The organism is Micromonospora sp. NPDC047756, assembly GCF_055587245.1.
In genome coordinates this window covers 230,852-246,930 of record NZ_JBVJGQ010000010.1, presented here as the reverse complement: position 1 = coordinate 246,930, position 16,079 = coordinate 230,852, and the positions used below count along the sequence as shown (strand labels likewise).

The following is a 16,079-nucleotide window of genomic DNA, read 5'->3' as shown; positions in this document are numbered from 1 at the left end:
TCTGCTCGACGCGGCACAGCCCGGGTCGCGTCAGCGTGGCCCGCACGTCAGAAGGCCTGCTCGATGGCGGACCGCAGCGACTGCTTGTAGGAGTTGCTGGTCTCGGTGGCACCGGAGACGGTGTTGAGGTTCGCGTTCTGTTTCTGCACCACCTCGCCGCCCCTGCCGTCGTAACGGTTGCGGACGTCGCCGCTGTGGATGTCGGATTCACCCCCGCTGGGCAGCGACAGGGCGACGGCCTCGACGATCCGGCTACCCGAGACGACGATCTGGACCTGCACGTACCCGTACTCGTTGTCGAAGCCGTTGCCGGTGACCCGGCGGGTGGTCGACTGGGGTGCCTTGGTGGTGGTCCGGGGTGCGGCCTTCGTGGTGGTGCGGGTGCCGGACGGACGGCCGGTGCTCTTCGTGGGTTTGGGCGACGGCGGCGCGTCGGCGGTCTCCGACGGCTTCGGCGCTCCGCCCGACGGGTCGGCGCTCGGCTCGACCTCCTGCGGGGTGGGGTTGACCGGCTGGGCGGTCGGCAGGTTCTGGGCGACCTGGCTGGTGCCGGGCGAGCCCTTGAACACCACAAGCGCGGTGGTGCTGGCGGCCAGGCCGGTGATCGCGAGGAGCGCGCGACGCATGGGGATGCCCTTCCTACAGCTCGAACGTGGCCAGGTGGATCTGCCGTCTTGGCACGCCGGCCCGCCGCAGTGCCCGCACCGACTGTTCCACCAAACCGGGCGGCCCGCAGAGGTAGACGTCGCGCCGGGCCACGTCGGGCACCAGTTGCCGCAGCCCGTCCGGGCTCATCAGCTGGCGGGGGCCGGGGTCGTCGCGGGAGCCGATGACGTACCAGACGGAGGTGTCGCGTTCCTGGGCCAGCCAGTCCAATTCGCGGTTGAGCAGCACGTCGGCGGGTGTGCGGGCCCGGTAGATGAGCGCGGCGCCCGGCGGCAGCTCCTCCAGCATGGCCCGGATCGGCGTGATGCCGCTGCCACCGGCGATCAGCAGCGCCCGCTCCCGGAGCCGGTGCGCTGCGGTGAAGGTTCCGGACGGGCCTTCGGCCCAGACCCGGGTGCCCGGCTCCAGGTCGCGCAGGTCAGCGGTGTGGGTGCCGACCACCTTGACGGTGACCCGCAGCCAGCGGCCGTTGGCGGCGGCGGAGACGGAGAACGGGTGCGACTGCCACCAGCAGCCCCGGGTGAGGAACCGCCAGCGGAAGTGTTGGCCGCCGAGCATCGACAGCCGGCCCAGCCGCTCCCCGGTGAGGTAGATGGAGATGGTGTCGGGGCTCTCGGCGACCACGTCGGCGACCCGCAGCTTGTAGCGCAGGTTGAACGCCAGCGGTGCGATCACGCGCCCCCAGAGCAGGGCGGCGACCACCAGCAGGTAGAGCGCGATCCAGCCGGTGCGTACCGGGCCGGGCTTGTAGAGCTGCGCGCCGTGGGTGAACTGGTGGCCGAAGCCGAGCAACAGGATCAGGTAGCTGGACAGGTGCAGCAGGTGCCACAGCTCGTAGGGCAGCGCCCGCCGGATCGCCCGGATGCTGCTGAACCCGACGAGCACCATGATGCCGGTGGCGACGAACGCCGAGACCATGTCCTCGTAGTCGCCGAGCAACGTGCCGACCTCGGCGAGGATCGACTGGTTACGCAGGTCGGCGTAGCCGACCAGGATCAGCGACATGTGCGCCAGCACGGTGACCAGCAGGGTGGCGCCGATGTCCCGGTGCCAGCGGGCCATGTGCTCGCCGCCGATCCAGCGTTCCAGCACCGGCAGTCGGCTCATCATCAGCACCTGCACCAACAGCAGGTAGCCGGCGACCAGGCCGGTGATCCGGCCGGCGGCGGTGACGGTGGCCGCGGTGGTCCGCAGCGATCCGGCCGGGGTGCCCAGCCACCAGGGCACCACGCTGGCGAGCAGGCCGACCAGGAGCAGCACGCCCAGCAGCCGTCGGCCGCCGGGCCCGCGCCGGGCCGGGATCTGCGGGGGTACGGGTACCGCCGACCGGCCGCCGCGCCGGGACGAGGTCCCGGTACGACGGCCGGCGGCGTGGGTGTGCGAATACGTCACGCGTACAGCTTCATCGGGGCGTACTTCTGGCGGGGGAAGACCTTGTCGACCTCCGCGTTGGTGAGCCCGAACCGGCCCTGCGCCACCGCGCCGTAGACGTTGAACATGTTGTTGTACTCCGGCACGTCACCGGAGTCCAGCTTGTCCAGACCGTTCCAGGTGCCGAGCAGCGAGCCGGCCAGCTTCTTGCCGGACAGCAGGGTGACCACACCGCCGTGCCCGTGGTCGGTGCCGTTGTTGTTGGAGCCGACCCGACGGCCGAACTCGCTGGACACCATGATCGTCACGTCGGCGGCCTTCGGGCCGAGGTCGGTGAAGAAGGCGGCCATCGCGTTGGCCAGCTCGTTGAGCCGGCGGTACAGCTGGCCGCCCTCGCGGGTGCCCTGGTTCTCGTGGGTGTCGTAGCCACCCATGCCGACGGTGGCGACCCGGACGTTGGCACCGCCCTTGATCAGTTGGGCGAGTTGCTGGAACGCGTTGCCGACGCCCTCGTACTTGACGCCCTCGGCGGGCTGGTACGGCTTGGCGGCGAGCTTCTGGGCGGTGGCCAGCGCGCCCATGCCCTCCTGGACGGCGTCCTCGACCGGGTGGTTGATCCCGGTGAAGAGCCCCTTGATGGCCTTCTCAGTGGCGGCCCGGAACTTGTCGTCACCGTTGAGCCGCAGGGAGCCGACGTTGTTCAGCGAGAGCGCGCCGTTGTTGCCGACCAGCGAGCGGGGCAGCGTGCTGCCGATGCCGACGCTGCGGAACGCGGTGCCCTTGCCCAGGTTGTCGACCAGACCGTCGAGCCAACCCCGACCGCCGGTCTCGTTGGGCAGCCCGCCCAGGTTGCAGGCGTCGGCGGCCTGGAAGTGGCTGCGGGACAGCCGTTCGTCGGAGACCGCCGGGATGAAGCCCAGCTGACCGGCCGTGAGCCACTTCTCCAGCGGCTTGAACGCGCCGGTCAGCTTGAAGCCGCGGCCCAGGGCCAGCGAGTCGTTGCCGAGCAGCAGGTCGGGCCGGGCCTTGTTGAGCACCGCGTCGTTGTCCGGCGCGATCAGGCTCAGGCCGTCCAGCCCGCCGTAGAGGAAGACGTGGATCAGGGTGCCGGTCTTGGTCGCCGCGAACGACGCCGAGGTGGTGACGAACTGGGCGGTGGCCAACGCGGTGGCGGTGGCCGCGGCACCGGCGACGAAGGTCCGCCGGGTCACGCCGCGACCGTCCTGCTGGGCCTCCTCCAGGTTCTCCAGGGTGCGGTACCTGTCGAACTCGGCGGCGTTCTCGGCGGCGACGATGTCCGCCTCGGCGCGCAGCAGAGCCTCGGCCGGGTTGTCGGCCAGCCGGCGCACGTCGGGGCATTCGGGGTGCAGGGGGAAAGAGTTGTACACAGTCTTCTCCATCGGGTGCCTCACCGGAGGTGGTGCTGGGGGGAAGCGAGGATCGCCCGCGCGACGGCGGTGATGGCCCCGTTGAACGTGGCGTCGACCTTGGTGGTCGCCGCCACACCGGCCACGCCGAGGATGAGGTTCTTCTCCCGCGTGCTCAACTTCTGGCCTACCAGCCGCTGGGAGAGCGCGTCCACGTACGCCCCGGCGGTCGCCGGTGGCTTGGCCACCAGCTTCTCCGGCGCCGTGTACGTGAAGGTGGTGCGGTAGCCGGCGAGGATCTCGCCCGCCTCGTTCCAGCCGTTGACCATCGTGCCGGCCGAGGTCCAGGCGACGTAGACGTCCGGGTAGCCGTCCGGGGTCGGGTGACCCATCGGGGACTGGCCCAGCTCGCGCATCTTGTCGTGGATCTGGCGCAGCCCCCGGGCGTACGCGGTGCGCTTGCTGTCGCCGTTGTTGTGCTTCGGCGACGCGTCCGGCGAGACGCCCAGGGTGCGGTACGTGGCGACCAGGTACTCCATCGGCCGGCGCACCTTCTGGCCCACCCCGGCCCAGAACTCCGAGGAGCAGAAGAGCGTCATCAGGACCGGCTTGATCATGCCCTTGTTCGTGGTGTACGTCTTGGCCAGCCGGTCCACCAGGGACTTCGGCGGGGTGTCCGAGACGAACCGGGTGGCCAGGCTCTGCGCCACGTACTTCGCCGTCGACGGGTGCGTCGCGATGTAGGTGATGTACGCGTCGATCGCCGCTTCGGCCTTCTTCGGGTCGGCCGAGTTGTTCGCGTGGGTGAAACCGAGGATCTTCACCTTGCCGACGTAGTGCTGCTCGGGGCGGAAGACGTACTTGCCCTTGTCGTCCACGCCGCGGCCGGTCTGCAACATGGCGGCCTGCCGGACGTCGGGCTCCTTGTAGCCGCCGTCGACGCCGACCGAGTAGAGCTCGAGGTTCTCCCGGGCGAGGTTCTCGTTGATCGCGTCCTTGCGGGAGTCCTTCTGGTTCAGGTAGATCAGCAGCGCCGGGTGCTTGTTCGCGGCGACCAGCATCTCCGGGTAGCTGCCCAGCGCGTGCTTGCGAATGACGTCCTGGTCGAACGAGTTGCGGTACACCTCGCCGCCGTCGAAGTCGGCGGCGACGTGCAGGAAGTCGTTCCAGAAGTCGACCATCACCTCGAACAGCTGGCGCTTGGACCAGATCTGCCGGGCGATGGTGGCGTCGACCATCTCCCGCTCCGGGTGGGCGTCCTGCTCGTTGAGCTTGTCCCGCTGGTCGCGCAGCTGCTGCACGGAGAGCTTCTGGGTCGGCAGCTCGGCGAGCTTCAGCTCACCCTTGCTCGGCTCCAACTTCCCCGGGTCCAGCTGGGCGCGGATCCAGGCGTCCATGCCCTCGCGCTTGATGTCGGCGACCACCGCGGGCGTCACGCCGAAGGTGGTGCGCCGGGCCAGGTGCAGGATCGGGTCCTTGGCCAGCACCGTCTTCACTGTCACAGTGGTCGCCGCCGCGGCGGCGGCCGGGCCGGAGAAGGTCCGCCCACCGGCCGGCGCGTTCTTCTTCAGCGCCTCACCGGCGCGAGAGCCCATGTAGCTCTCGTTCTGCTCGGTGTAGGTACGCACCGTGCTGGGCTGCTGGCCGCTGGGCCGCGCCGCGGTGCCGTCGGTGACCGTGCTGCCGGTCGCGTCGCCGGCCGCCGCCTCGTCGCCGAAGAGGCCGCGGATCTGCGGAGTCATGGCGAGCGCCGCGCCACCGGCGACGACGGCGGCGGTGCCGCCGAGGGCCACCATCGCCTTACGTCGGCCGACCTTGCGATCCGGCTCGTTGTCATCGTCGAGGGTGGGCAGTCCGGTGCCGGCCGGTCGCGCCGGGGCCGGACGGCCAAGGCCCTCCGGGCCGACCCACTGCGGACCACGCGGAGCGGGCGCGGGCTGCCCGGCGTACTGCTCACGCGGGTCGGCCTGCGCGGCGTAGCCGCCCTGGTAGGGGTGGGGCGAGTCGTAGCCGTAGGGCGCTGGCGGGTGGGGGTCGCCGTAGCCGTCAGCGCTGGGGTGCTGATGTCCGTCCCAACCGCGGTCGTCCCGCGGTCGACGTGGTGGCACATTCTGGTCGGCCATGTACCAATCCCGATTTCTGATGAGCGCCGGAAGCTGCTACCGGGCAGGTGCGGCAGGTGCGGCGACTGTTGCCTGAGGGGGTTGCTACGGCAAGGTAACCAAGGCCCCAGGGCCCTTCAAGGTGGCCGGAACCCACTCGGGAGGGCACTTAAGACACGCCTCAGCGCGACCGCGACGGTGGGCGGTGGGACGGACCTGCCCGCAGACCTTCCCAGCAGGGAGGACGCGCGCCAGCCGAGTACGGATCGGACCTCGCCGCCGTACGCGACAGTTTCGGCGCCGTTCACCACCAAAGGCAAACTTAAGGTTCAGGTAAGCCGGACGTGAAGCGCGCTCGCGTGGAGGAAAAGTAGCAGCAGCGGGCGAGCGTGAGCCACCACCGCAGCGGGTATGCCGCCGAACCGCTGAACGCGTGAGGGGAAGGCAGCGCCATGCTCAGCAAAGAGGATCAGCGCAGATTCGACCAGATCACCCGTCAGCTCCGGGAAAGTGACCCGGCCTTCTTCAAGCGGCTGGACCACCGGGTCCGAGCCCGCAGGGGCCGCTACCTGATGTTGTTGACCATCGTGTTGTGGGCGTCGCTGCCGGCGATAGCCGTGTTCGCCGGTCGACTCACCGGCGCGATCTGCGCGGTGGTGCTGGTGGTCAACGCCGCCATCATGTGGCGGTTCCGCCGCCGCTGGACCTGACTGGTGAACCGCTCGACGGGACGCCTGCACCGGTGGACGTGACAGCTCACCTGTCAGCCGGGCCGAAGGCCCGGTACGCGCGGCGCAACCGTTCGAGCAGTCCCGGCCCACCGATGGCCGGGGCCGGCGCTCCGAGCTGTCGCAGCAGCAGGTCGGTGCCGGTCACCAGTCGGGGCGGCCGATCCGGCAGCGGCACCGGCGCTGACCAGAACCGGTCCGCCGTATCCGCCAGCGGCGTCGCCGACAGCCCGGCGAGCGCCCGGGCGGCGCCGACCGGCGCCACGACGTCCACAGTCGACTCGATACCGTCCGGTCCGGACGGTGGGTCGATCGGTGGGGTGGCACCGGTGGTCGCGGCCCGCCGGGCCCGGAGCTCGTCGAGCAACTCCGCCCGGGACCGACCGCGCCAGTGCAGCAGCTCGAACGGGTCCGCGTCGAACGCCTCGGCCAGCAGGTAGAACGTGGCCGCGAGGTGCTTGCACGGCACCGCGAAGTCGGGGCAGTTGCAACGCTGGGTCAGCTCGTCCACCCCGGCCGGGAAGAGCGGCGCGCCGGCGGCGGCGAACAGCTCCTCCAACTCGTCGGGGAGGTCCCCGGCGAGCAGCCGGGCGCTGAAGAACGCCTGCCCGGCCAGCTCGTCCTCGATGCGGGACCAGAGCGCCGCCGGGAACGGCTCCAGCGCGATCGACACCTGGTACGGCTTCGGCCGGGAGCCCTGCACCACCGCGCTGACCCGCCCGGGTGCGATGTCGAGGGTGAGCACCTGACCGGCCCGCGCGTAGGACCGGCCCCGGGTCAACCGGGTGCCGAGCGCGAACGACTCCAGCACCTCCAGGAACCGCCGCGACCACCAGGACCGGCCGATCGCGCCCCGGGCACTGCGCGCCCGCAGGCCCCCGTCGACCCGACGCGGACGCCCGTAATCGGCGAAGTCGCTCACGTCGGCACTCCGCTGCGCTCGCTCACTCCACCACCGCGCCGGATTCCAGGGCGAACAGGTCCCGCAACTGGCCGGTGGACAGCTCGGTGATCCACTGCTCGCCGGTGCCGACCACCCGTTGGGCGAGGCTGCGCTTGTCGGCGATCATCGCGGCCACCTTCTCCTCGACGGTGCCGGCGCACACGAACTTGCGCACCTGCACCCGTCGGCGCTGCCCGATCCGGAACGCCCGGTCGGTGGCCTGGTCCTCGACCGCCGGATTCCACCACCGGTCCACGTGCACCACGTGGTTCGCGGCGGTCAGGGTCAGCCCGGTGCCGCCGGCCTTGAGGGAGAGGACGAACAGCGGCGGACCCTCCGCGGACTGGAAACGCTGCACCAGGGCATCCCGCTCGGCCTTGCCGACGCCACCGTGCAGGAACAGCACCTCCCGGCCGAACCGCGCCGACAGGTGACCACGCAACATCGCGCCGAACTCGGCGTACTGGGTGAACAGCAGTGCCCGCTCCCCCGCCGCCAGCACCTCCTCCAGGATCTCGGTGAGCCGAGCCAGCTTGCCGGAGCGGCCCTCCAGCGCCGAACCGTCGCGCAGCAGTTGGGCGGGGTGGTTGCAGACCTGCTTGAGGCGGGTCATGGTGGCCAGCACCAGACCACGTCGCTCGATGCCGTCACTGGTCTCGATCCGGGCGAGCATGTCGTCGACCACCACCCGGTACAACGCGGCCTGCTCCGCGGTGAGGTTGCACAGCACCTCCATCTCCAGCTTCTCCGGCAGGTCGGAGATGATGGACGAGTCGGTCTTGAGCCGGCGCAACACAAACGGGCCGGTGATCCGGCGGAGCCGCTCGGCGGCCTCGGCGTCGCCGTGCCGCTCGATCGGCTCGGCGAACCGTTTGCGGAACGTCGCGGCCGGCCCGAGCAGACCCGGGTTGGCGAACTGCATGATCGACCAGAGGTCGGCGAGGCGGTTCTCCACCGGCGTACCGGTCACCGCCACCCGCTGCCGGGCGGGCAGCGCGCGAACCGCCTCGGCCTGCCGGGTCGACGCGTTCTTGATCGCCTGCGCCTCGTCCACCACCACCCGGTGCCAGTCGATGCCGGCCAGGTCGGCGGCGTCGCGGGCGGCCACCGAGTAGGTGGTGAGGACCAGGTCCGCGCCGTGCGCGGCCGCCGTGAACTCCGCCCCCCGCGCCCGCTCGGCACCATGGTGTACGTGCACCCGCAGCTCGGGGGTGAACCGGGCCGCCTCCCGCTGCCAGTTGCCGACCAGCGACATCGGACAGACCAACAGGGTCGGCCCGGCCTCCGGTGGGTCCCCGGCCAGCAACGCGAGCAGTTGCACCGTCTTGCCCAGCCCCATGTCATCGGCGAGCACACCGCCCAGACCGAGTGAGCGCAGGAAGGCGAGCCAGGCCAACCCCCGCTGCTGGTACGGCCGCAGCGTCCCCCGGAAGCCCGGCGGCGGGTCCAGCGGGGTGAGCCGCCGCTCGACAGCGCCGGCCAGCAGGTCGCCCAGCGCTCCGTCGGCGGTCACCTCCAGCACCGGCAGCTCGCCGGTGGCCTCGCCGTCGGCCAGCCCGAGGCGGAGCAGGTCGGCGACGGTCAGCTCGCCCGCGGAGCGGAGCAGACGCAGCCCCGCCGCGAGCCGCCCCGGGTCCAGCTCCACCCACCGGCCGCGCAGCCGTACCAACGGGGTCTTCGTCTCGGCCAGCGCCGCCAACTCCTCGGCGGAGAGCGGCTGGTCACCGAGCGCGATCTCCCAGCGGTAGTCGACCAGGGCGTCCAGACCGACACCGGCATCGGCGCCACCCACGGTGCCCGGAGCGGTGCGGCTACGCGCGCGCAACCGGGCACCCAGTCGCGCCGACGGACGCTGCCACCAGGACGGCAGCAGCACCCCGAAACCGGCCGCGTGCAGCACCGGGGCACCCGCACTGAGGAACCGGTGCGCCCACTCGACGTCGAGGTCCATCGCCTCCGGGGCGGCGGTACGCAGCGCGGCGTCCAGATCCGGCCAGAGCCGACTGGCCCGGCCCAGCTCGGCCAGGAGCGTCTCCTGCGGACTGGTCGTCCGGCCAACCAGGCCGCCGAGGGTCTGCGGCGCTCGCCAGATGTCCCCGGCGTCGACGTGCAGGCCGGGCTCGTCCGCGGCCTGCAACCCGAACTCCAACCGCCAGCGCCCGGCACCGACCGAGACAGGCGCGCTGTCGGCGGGCACGGGCGCGGGCGCGGGCGCGGGCGCGCGTATGCCGCCGGCGGGCACGGGCACGCCGCCGGCGGCGGGTGCCGGCACGCTGTCGGCGGGTGCGGGCACGCTGTCGGCGGGTGCCGGCACGCTGTCGGCGGGTGCGGGCAGGCCGCCGGCGGGCACCGCCCGGGTGGCCAGGATCGGCTCGGTGATCTCGTCGGGGGCCGGTTCGACAAGGCGGAAGCTGGCCCGCACCGGACCACCGGCGGCGTCGCGCTGCCAGGCGTCCAGTTCGGCGGAGAGGGTGGCCAGCCCGGCGGGGTCGATGGTGAAGTCCCGCTGCGGGCCGGCGAGCGCGGCCAGCCAGGCCGGTGCCGGACCTCCTGGACGCAGCCCCCGAGCCAGCGTGGTGGTCGCCAGCGCAGCCCGCGCGGCGGCGTCGGTCAGCGCGTCCAGCGCATCCGCGACCAGGTCGGCGGCGGTCAGCTCGGAGGCGGGCGGCTCGACAGTGGTCAGCCCGGAGGCGGTCAGCTTGGCGGCGGACAGGTCGGAGGCGGGCGGCTCGGCGGCGCGCGGCCCGGAGGCGCGCGGCCCGGAGGCGCGCGGCTCGGCGGCGCGCGGCTCGGCGGCGGGCGGCTCGGCGGCGGGCGGCAGGACGGTGGCTCGGGCGGCGGGTGGCAGGGCCAGCGCCAGCGAACGCGCCCAGGCGGCGTCGGTGCCGGTCAGCAGCGGACGCCACACCGCCTGCGCGGCAGCGCCGGACGCCACCGACACGTCAGCGGCGGGCGCACTCTGGCGGCTGCTCGCCGTCGCGGGCCGCCGGTCGGCCGTCGTCGTACGCACGCCGGGGAGGACGCGGCCACGGGTCACCAGGTCGGCGGCGAAGTCGGCCAGCTCGGCGAGGTGTCGCAGCGTGGCCCCGGCCACCGCCGGGATGTCGTCCAGGGCTTGCAGCAGCGACAGCGCGTCGTCCGGGGCGTACACCAGGGTGGGGACCCGCCACCCGGCGAGTGTGAGCCGACCGCGGGCCGCAGGTGCGACGGTGGTCCGGATCAGTTCGGGTGAGTCGGTCGGCGCGCCCGCCAGGGTGGGCAGGGTGAGCAGCGCGGTGTCCGGCCGGCTCGGCTCGGCGGCGTCGGCGAGGACGGCGGCCAGGTCGGTGTGCCCGGCGGCGAAGGGATGCGGGCGTTCCCGGGCCGGCCGGCCCGAACGCGGAGCGGGGATCGGTGCGGCGCTGTCCTCGGCCCAGACGGCGAGGCCGCCGGTCGAACTGCCGCCGGGCAGCCACAGCCCGTGGATGACCAGCACCTGCTCCCCCTACTCGCCGCCCGCCCCCAGGATAGGCGGCCCACCCGCCGGCGATCCGCTCCCATCGCCGCACTCGCGCGATCTTGCACTTTCTGTCGACGTTCTGCGAGCAATGAACCTTTTGTCACCGCAGAAAGTGCAAGATCGCGGAGAGGCGTGGGGCGTGGGCGTGGGGGGCGGGGGCGAGGGCGGGCGTGGGGGGCGGCGTGGGTGTCAGAGGGCGCCGGCCTCGCCGTCGGTCAGCTCGCGCAGGATGTCGGCGTGGCCGACGTGCCGGGCCGTCTCCTCGATCATGTGCACCAGAATCCAGCGCAGTGACACTTCACCGAGTTGCGGGTGCGGCACCACATGGTCGAGGTCGATGCTCGCCGCGACGGCCCGGGAGCGGGCGCAGGCCCGTTCGTACGCCTCGGTGAGACCGACGACGGTCTCCTGCTCGCTCAGCGTGAAGCTGGCGACCGCGTCCTCCTCGGAGGTCAGGTAGACGTCGCCGGGCTCGGGGGCCAGCAGGGTCGGGAACCAGTTCCGCTCGACCAGGGTCAGGTGCTTGACCAGCCCGACGAGCGTGGTCGCCGACGGCACCAGCCGGCGTCGGACGTCGGCATCGGAGAGACCGCGCAGTTTGCGCAGCAGCACGGCCCGATGGAAGTCGAGGAACGAGGTCAGGACGGCACGTTCGTCGCCGGTGCGGGCGAGCACCGGACCGAGCGAGGGATCGATCGTCTGCTCCATCCGCCGACCCTAGCCACCGGCCGGACCCCCCGCTGCCCCGCTATCCGCTGCGGGCCGGCGCTCGGCCGGGCAGGATGGGCGCATGGCTTCATCCGTGCAGATCCTTCTCGTCGGCGGCACTGCGGACGGGCAGACCATCACCGTCGAACTGGACAGCAACGGCCGTCCGCCGCTGACCCACCATCACCTCGGCTCCGGTGGGCTGGCCGACGCGCAGATCTACGAGTTGGAGACCGCCCGCGAAGAGGCCCGCGAGTGGCGCTACCGGTGGACCGGCCCGGCGGTGTGACAGCCGGTTCAGACCCGGGTGAGGGTCTGGCTGCGCAGGCTCTCCAGCACACCCCGGGTGACCTCCGAGGTGCCCCGGGCCTGATCGCACACCTCCGCCACCCGTCGTGCGGTGGCCTCGGCGCGTTGCTCCCGCTCGTCCCAGAGCCGGTCGACCTCGGCCAGCAACGGGCCCTCGACCTCCCGCTCCACGCCGCGTAGCGCCGGCACGCCGAGTCGTTGGGCCAGGTCGAATACCTTGCCGGCGTACGGCAGGGGCAGGAACGGCGTACCGACCATCGCCGCGAAGATCAGGAAGTGCAGGCGCATGCCGACGGCCAGGTCGAAGTGGCGCATCAACCCCAGCACCTGCTGCGGTGAGTAGGTGCCGTGCAGGATCCGCCCCCGATCGGCGGCGACCATGTGCGACAGCACGCCGTGGGAGTGCCGGATGTCGTCGCGCTCCATCGGCACGAACAGCACGTACGCGTCGATCCGGTGCACCAGGAAGTCACCGATCTGGGCCAGCAGCCGGTGGTAGCCGTCCACGTCGAGGCGTTCGGCGGCCCGGCCCGGCTCCCGCACGCTGATCCCGACGAGGCGCTTGCCGACCGGCACCCCCTCCTCGGCCAACAGGTGGGTCGGGAACTCCTCCGGTTGCAGGAGGAACGCCGGGTCCGCGGTGACCGTGATCGGGTTGAGCAGGCCGGCCTCCTCCAGCACCATCCGGGACTCCTGATCCCGGACGGTCACCTGGGTGGCGCTGGAGAGCGTCTCCCGGACCATGCCGGTGTCCACCCCCTCGCTGAGCGGCCCGACCCCCACCGCGTACGTGATCAGCGGCAGGCCGCGTTCCTGGGCCACCCGGACCACCCGCAGGTAGCGGCGGGCCTCCCGGTCGTACAGGATGCCGCCGCCGCCCAGGATGAGCAGGTCGAGCTGGGCCAGGACCAGAGCGGAGTCGGTGCGGCTCACGCCCTCCCAGGGCACCGCCTCGACATCGGGGTGGGCGGCCCGGGTGTGCGCCGGGTTCCGCGAGAAGACGATGATCCGGGCGTTCGGTTCCTGCGTACGCAGATCGGTGAGCAGGCCGGTGAGGATCGCCTCGTCGCCGAGGTTTCGCCCACCGTACGAGCCGAGCACACCGATGGTCAGTCCGGCGCCGTGCGTCATCCGTCGCTCCTCCCCAGGTGCGGTCCGCGCCGGTTTCCCGCTGGGCGGGTGAACAGTCCTGCCGAAGGGACCCGTCCCCCGGGGTCGCCGGCTCAGGTCCCCGGGGTGAGGCGTTTCGCCATCTGCTGCGAGGTGACCTCGAAGCCCAGGCTGCGGTAGAGGCCGATCGCCACGGAGTTCGTACCGAAGACGTTCAGACCCAGCTCGGGCACACCGTGTTGGGTGAGTTCGGCCTCGATGAGCTGGATCATCCGGCGCGCGTACCCGCGTCCCCGGTGTTCCTCGTGCACCTCGATGTTGTGGATCCAGGCCTGGTCCGGGGCGGCTGCCGTCGGCAGGGTCACCCAGATCCAGCCGACCTCGGTGTCGCCGACCCGGCCCACCCGCAGCAGGGCCCCCTCGGTGGCCGCGCCCGCCGGCAGCGACTCCCGGATCTGGCTGACCGACCGGTCGAGGGCCGCCTGCGGGGTCATCCCCCGGTGCGCCACCAGGTCGTCGGCGTACCCCTGTTGCAGTGCTCCGAGCAGCCGGTCCAACTCCTGTGCCGTCATCGGCGTCAACGTCAACTCCACCGCGTCTCCCCTTCGTCGTCGCGAGCCGGTAGTGCAGCAGAACCGGCCCGGCCACGCCAACTGTTTCGCCGCCCGGCGCGGACGGCACGGCCGGGGGGTGCGCGGGCCGGCGACGATGGCAGCGTGCGGATCGCCCACGTCAGCGACAGCCACCTCACCAACCCGGAGGGGGTGGCCACCTCGGTCGGCACCACTGTCGCGCTGCTGCGCGCCGCCGGGCACCGGGTCGCGTTGCACTGCCCCGGCCCACTGTGGCGGTGGCGCCGCCGACCCGGCGAGGTGCCCTCGCTGTCGGTGCCGACCCGGCCGTACCGGTTGGCGCTGCCCCGGCCGCCCAGCGCACCGGTCGACGTGCTGCACGTGCACACCACCGGCCCGCTCGGCGTCGCCGGCCTGCGGTGGGCCGCCACCCGTCGGGTGCCGACCGTGCTGACCTGGCACACCGACCTCGTCGCGTACGCCGCGCACTACCCGGAGGTCCCGATCGGGGCCGCCTACGCCGGCCTGCGGCTGGGCCTGCGCTGGCGGGCGGGCGATCTGTGGGCGCTCGCCCGTCCCGGACCGGGTCGACAGGCCCGACTGGCGGCGCTCGGGCGAACCCTGCTGGCCCACAGCACCGTCCTGATCGCCCCTTCGACGAAGACCGCGGCGACTATGCGAGCGATGGCGGGGCGTACCCCGATCCTGGTCCTGCCGACCCCGGCCGCCGCGCCGCACGCCGACGCCGACGACCGGCGGCGGCTGCGGGCCCGACTGGGCATCCCGGCGGATGCGCCGGTGCTGCTCGCTGTCGGACGGGCCACGCCGGAGAAGAACCCTGAGCTGCTGCTGGCCGCGTTCGCCCGGGTCCGCCGCGAGCTGCCGGCCGCCCGGCTGGTGCTGCTCGGGGCCCGCCGGCACCGGCTCGCGGTCCGCCGGATGGCCCGCCGGTACGGCGTCACCGGCTCGCTGCATCTGCTCCGTCCGGTGCCACGGCACCGGGTCGGCGCCTACTACCGGGCGGCGGACGTGCTCGCGTTCGCCTCCACCACCGACACGCAGGGCCTGGTGCTCGCCGAGGCCGAGGCGTACGGACTACCGGTGGCCATCGTGGACGCTCAGCTCGCCGAGCGGCCGGGCACCGGCACCGCCCGACCGGTCGCCGAGCCCAGTCCGGCGGCGTTCGGGGCGTTGCTCACCCGGCTGCTGACCGAGCGGGAGGTGCGCGAGGCCGTGATCCGGAACGGCCGGGCGGCGGCGACGGACTGGTCCGCGGAGCGCTATCTGGCCGAGCTCGTCACGCTGTACGCGTCGCTGACACCCGGCGGCCCGGCGGAAGGCGCTGCCACCCCCGAGGCGCGACGAGGTGACACGGGGTCGCCGCGACCAGCCGACCCGGCCCCGCAGACCAGGCGCGACCGCTCGTCGTGGCGTTCATCGATGCGGCGGTGGTAGCGTCCGCCGGTGGCCGACCGGGTCCTGCGGGTGAGCACCGCGCTGGTGCTCGCCGTCGGGCTGACCCTCGCCGGAATCGCCGCCCGCGAGAAGCCCGTCGAGCTGCTCTTCTACTTCACGGTGCAGGTCGACCTCGCCTACCTGGTGGTGTTGCTGGCGGGGTGCGGCGACCGGGTGCGTACCGCGCTCACCGTCTACCTCGTCGGCACCGCGGTGGTCTTCGTCCTCGTCCTGGCCAACCCGTGGAGCGGCTACGCGATGGTGGCGAACCCCGAGGCGCGGGGACTGGTCTCCGACGCCGGCAACCTGCTGCTGCACGCCGTGGTGCCGCCGCTGGCCGCCGCGCAGTGGCTCAACCACCGACCCCGGGCCGCGCTGCGTCCGGCGTACGCGGTCAGCCTGCTCGGCTACCCGCTGCTGTGGCTGACGGTGATCCTGGTCCGGGGCGCCTTGCACGGGGCCGAGGGCCGCTACCTCTACCCGTTCCTCGACGTACCCCGACTCGGGTACCCCACCGTGGCCCTCAACGCCCTGCTCTTCGGCGTCACCCTGCTGTTGATCGCCCTGACCGCGGTCCGCCTGACGCGACGGCGCGTTGGTTGACAGTGGTCAGGGCGTCGAATCCAGGTGGTGCGCCAGTTGGGCCAGGTCGCGCAGACGCAGGTCGCCGTCGAGGCCCTTCAGCGCGGCGGTCATCGCCCCGGCAGCCCGACCGGCCCGCAGGCCGACCTCGGCGTCCTCGACGACCAGGCACCGCCTTACGGGTACGCCCAGCAGCGCCGCGCCCCGCAGGTAGCCCTCCGGGTCCGGCTTGCCGACGCTGACGTCCTCCACCGTGACGAGCACCGGCGCCTTGATGCCGGCGGCACCGAGCCGGGCCTCGGCGAGCCGCGCGTCGGCGCTGGTCACCACCGCCCAGGGCAACCCCAGCCGGGCCAGCGCGTTCAAGAGCTCGTGCGCCCCGGGGGTGGCCGTCACGTCGGACAGGTCGTCGTACTGCAACGCGAGCTGTCGTGCCGCGGCGGCGGCGACCGCGCTGTCGTCGAGCGTGGGCAGCAGCCGGCGGACGGTCCGGTCGGCCGGGCTGCCGTGCGCGATCGCCAGCGCCGTGGCCGGGTCGACGGCGTACTCGGCCGCCCACCGCTCCCAGGCCCGCTCAACGGCGGCGTCCGAGTCGACCAGGGTGCCGTCCATGTCGAACAGCACCGCGCCAATGCCCGCCAGTTCCACCGCCACGCTCCCCGATCGC

Annotated in this window: 13 protein-coding genes and 1 pseudogene; 4 read left to right on the top strand and 10 right to left on the bottom strand. The window is 72.8% G+C overall.

The features are described 5' to 3' along the window. Positions 1-47: 47 nt before the first annotated feature. The 4 genes from ACZ6NZ_RS30540 to ACZ6NZ_RS30525 are packed head-to-tail and all read right to left on the bottom strand — an operon-like array spanning position 48 to position 5,527. Positions 48-626 carry an FMN-binding protein gene (locus tag ACZ6NZ_RS30540; RefSeq protein WP_465861297.1) on the bottom strand — a complete coding sequence of 193 codons (579 nt, stop codon included), beginning with the start codon at positions 624-626 and terminating at the stop codon, positions 48-50. A gap of 13 nt (positions 627-639) precedes the next feature. After that, on the bottom strand, positions 640-2,058 hold the full coding sequence (locus ACZ6NZ_RS30535; protein WP_465861296.1) for a ferredoxin reductase family protein: 1,419 nt from the start codon (positions 2,056-2,058) through the stop codon (positions 640-642). After that, positions 2,055-3,437 carry a DUF1501 domain-containing protein gene (locus tag ACZ6NZ_RS30530; protein WP_366608930.1) on the bottom strand — a complete coding sequence of 461 codons (1,383 nt, stop codon included), beginning with the start codon at positions 3,435-3,437 and terminating at the stop codon, positions 2,055-2,057. The genes ACZ6NZ_RS30535 and ACZ6NZ_RS30530 overlap by 4 nt, the downstream gene beginning before the upstream one ends. Before the next feature lie 8 nt (positions 3,438-3,445). After that, positions 3,446-5,527 (bottom strand): DUF1800 domain-containing protein, encoded by a 2,082-nt coding sequence (locus ACZ6NZ_RS30525; RefSeq protein WP_366608931.1) that lies wholly within the window; start codon positions 5,525-5,527, stop codon positions 3,446-3,448. A gap of 431 nt (positions 5,528-5,958) precedes the next feature. On the opposite strand from ACZ6NZ_RS30525, the gene ACZ6NZ_RS30520 reads away from it, so the two are divergent. Beyond that, positions 5,959-6,216: a DUF3040 domain-containing protein gene (locus ACZ6NZ_RS30520; protein WP_355023388.1), complete on the top strand. Its 258-nt coding sequence runs from the start codon at positions 5,959-5,961 to the stop codon at positions 6,214-6,216. Between the two features lie 46 nt (positions 6,217-6,262). On the opposite strand, the gene ACZ6NZ_RS30515 is transcribed toward ACZ6NZ_RS30520, so the two are convergent. The 3 genes and pseudogenes from ACZ6NZ_RS30515 to ACZ6NZ_RS30505 form a co-directional block, all read right to left on the bottom strand. Continuing rightward, complete coding sequence (locus tag ACZ6NZ_RS30515; protein ID WP_465861295.1) at positions 6,263-7,156, bottom strand: SWIM zinc finger family protein; 894 nt, start codon at positions 7,154-7,156, stop codon at positions 6,263-6,265. Positions 7,157-7,178: 22 nt separating this feature from the next. Continuing rightward, positions 7,179-9,803, bottom strand: a pseudogene (locus tag ACZ6NZ_RS30510) (DEAD/DEAH box helicase); the annotation flags it as partial. A 1,062-nt stretch (positions 9,804-10,865) separates the two neighbouring features. Further along, a complete protein-coding gene (locus tag ACZ6NZ_RS30505) occupies positions 10,866-11,384 on the bottom strand; it encodes a DinB family protein (RefSeq protein ID WP_465861294.1) in 519 nt (172 codons plus the stop codon). An 82-nt stretch (positions 11,385-11,466) separates the two neighbouring features. On the opposite strand from ACZ6NZ_RS30505, the gene ACZ6NZ_RS30500 reads away from it, so the two are divergent. Continuing rightward, positions 11,467-11,673 carry a hypothetical protein gene (locus ACZ6NZ_RS30500; RefSeq protein ID WP_030488784.1) on the top strand — a complete coding sequence of 69 codons (207 nt, stop codon included), beginning with the start codon at positions 11,467-11,469 and terminating at the stop codon, positions 11,671-11,673. Between the two features lie 8 nt (positions 11,674-11,681). Here the strand turns inward: ACZ6NZ_RS30500 and ACZ6NZ_RS30495 are convergent, their stop codons facing one another. Beyond that, positions 11,682-12,824, bottom strand: a complete 1,143-nt coding sequence (locus tag ACZ6NZ_RS30495) for a polysaccharide pyruvyl transferase family protein (RefSeq protein WP_366608934.1) — start codon at positions 12,822-12,824, stop codon at positions 11,682-11,684. Positions 12,825-12,916: 92 nt separating this feature from the next. Further along, complete coding sequence (locus tag ACZ6NZ_RS30490) at positions 12,917-13,396, bottom strand: GNAT family N-acetyltransferase (protein WP_465861293.1); 480 nt, start codon at positions 13,394-13,396, stop codon at positions 12,917-12,919. Positions 13,397-13,519: 123 nt separating this feature from the next. Between ACZ6NZ_RS30490 and ACZ6NZ_RS30485 the strand changes: the two genes are divergently transcribed. Both ACZ6NZ_RS30485 and ACZ6NZ_RS30480 read left to right on the top strand, forming a co-directional pair. Further along, a complete protein-coding gene (locus ACZ6NZ_RS30485; RefSeq protein WP_465861292.1) occupies positions 13,520-14,830 on the top strand; it encodes a glycosyltransferase in 1,311 nt (436 codons plus the stop codon). A 9-nt stretch (positions 14,831-14,839) separates the two neighbouring features. After that, on the top strand, positions 14,840-15,433 hold the full coding sequence (locus ACZ6NZ_RS30480) for a Pr6Pr family membrane protein (RefSeq protein WP_465861291.1): 594 nt from the start codon (positions 14,840-14,842) through the stop codon (positions 15,431-15,433). 6 nt (positions 15,434-15,439) lie between these two features. On the opposite strand, the gene ACZ6NZ_RS30475 is transcribed toward ACZ6NZ_RS30480, so the two are convergent. Continuing rightward, the gene (locus tag ACZ6NZ_RS30475) at positions 15,440-16,060 is read right to left on the bottom strand and encodes an HAD-IA family hydrolase (protein ID WP_465861290.1); all 621 of its coding nucleotides are present in this window, start codon (positions 16,058-16,060) and stop codon (positions 15,440-15,442) included. Positions 16,061-16,079: the final 19 nt, after the last annotated feature.

Coding starts and splice junctions, on each gene's coding strand:
- ACZ6NZ_RS30500 (WP_030488784.1), top strand. CDS start 11,467: ATGGCTTCATCCGTGCAGATCCTTCTCGTCGGCGGCACTGCGGACGGG.
- ACZ6NZ_RS30505 (WP_465861294.1), bottom strand. CDS start 11,384: ATGGAGCAGACGATCGATCCCTCGCTCGGTCCGGTGCTCGCCCGCACC.
- ACZ6NZ_RS30495 (WP_366608934.1), bottom strand. CDS start 12,824: ATGACGCACGGCGCCGGACTGACCATCGGTGTGCTCGGCTCGTACGGT.
- ACZ6NZ_RS30525 (WP_366608931.1), bottom strand. CDS start 5,527: ATGGCCGACCAGAATGTGCCACCACGTCGACCGCGGGACGACCGCGGT.
- ACZ6NZ_RS30520 (WP_355023388.1), top strand. CDS start 5,959: ATGCTCAGCAAAGAGGATCAGCGCAGATTCGACCAGATCACCCGTCAG.
- ACZ6NZ_RS30540 (WP_465861297.1), bottom strand. CDS start 626: ATGCGTCGCGCGCTCCTCGCGATCACCGGCCTGGCCGCCAGCACCACC.
- ACZ6NZ_RS30530 (WP_366608930.1), bottom strand. CDS start 3,437: ATGGAGAAGACTGTGTACAACTCTTTCCCCCTGCACCCCGAATGCCCC.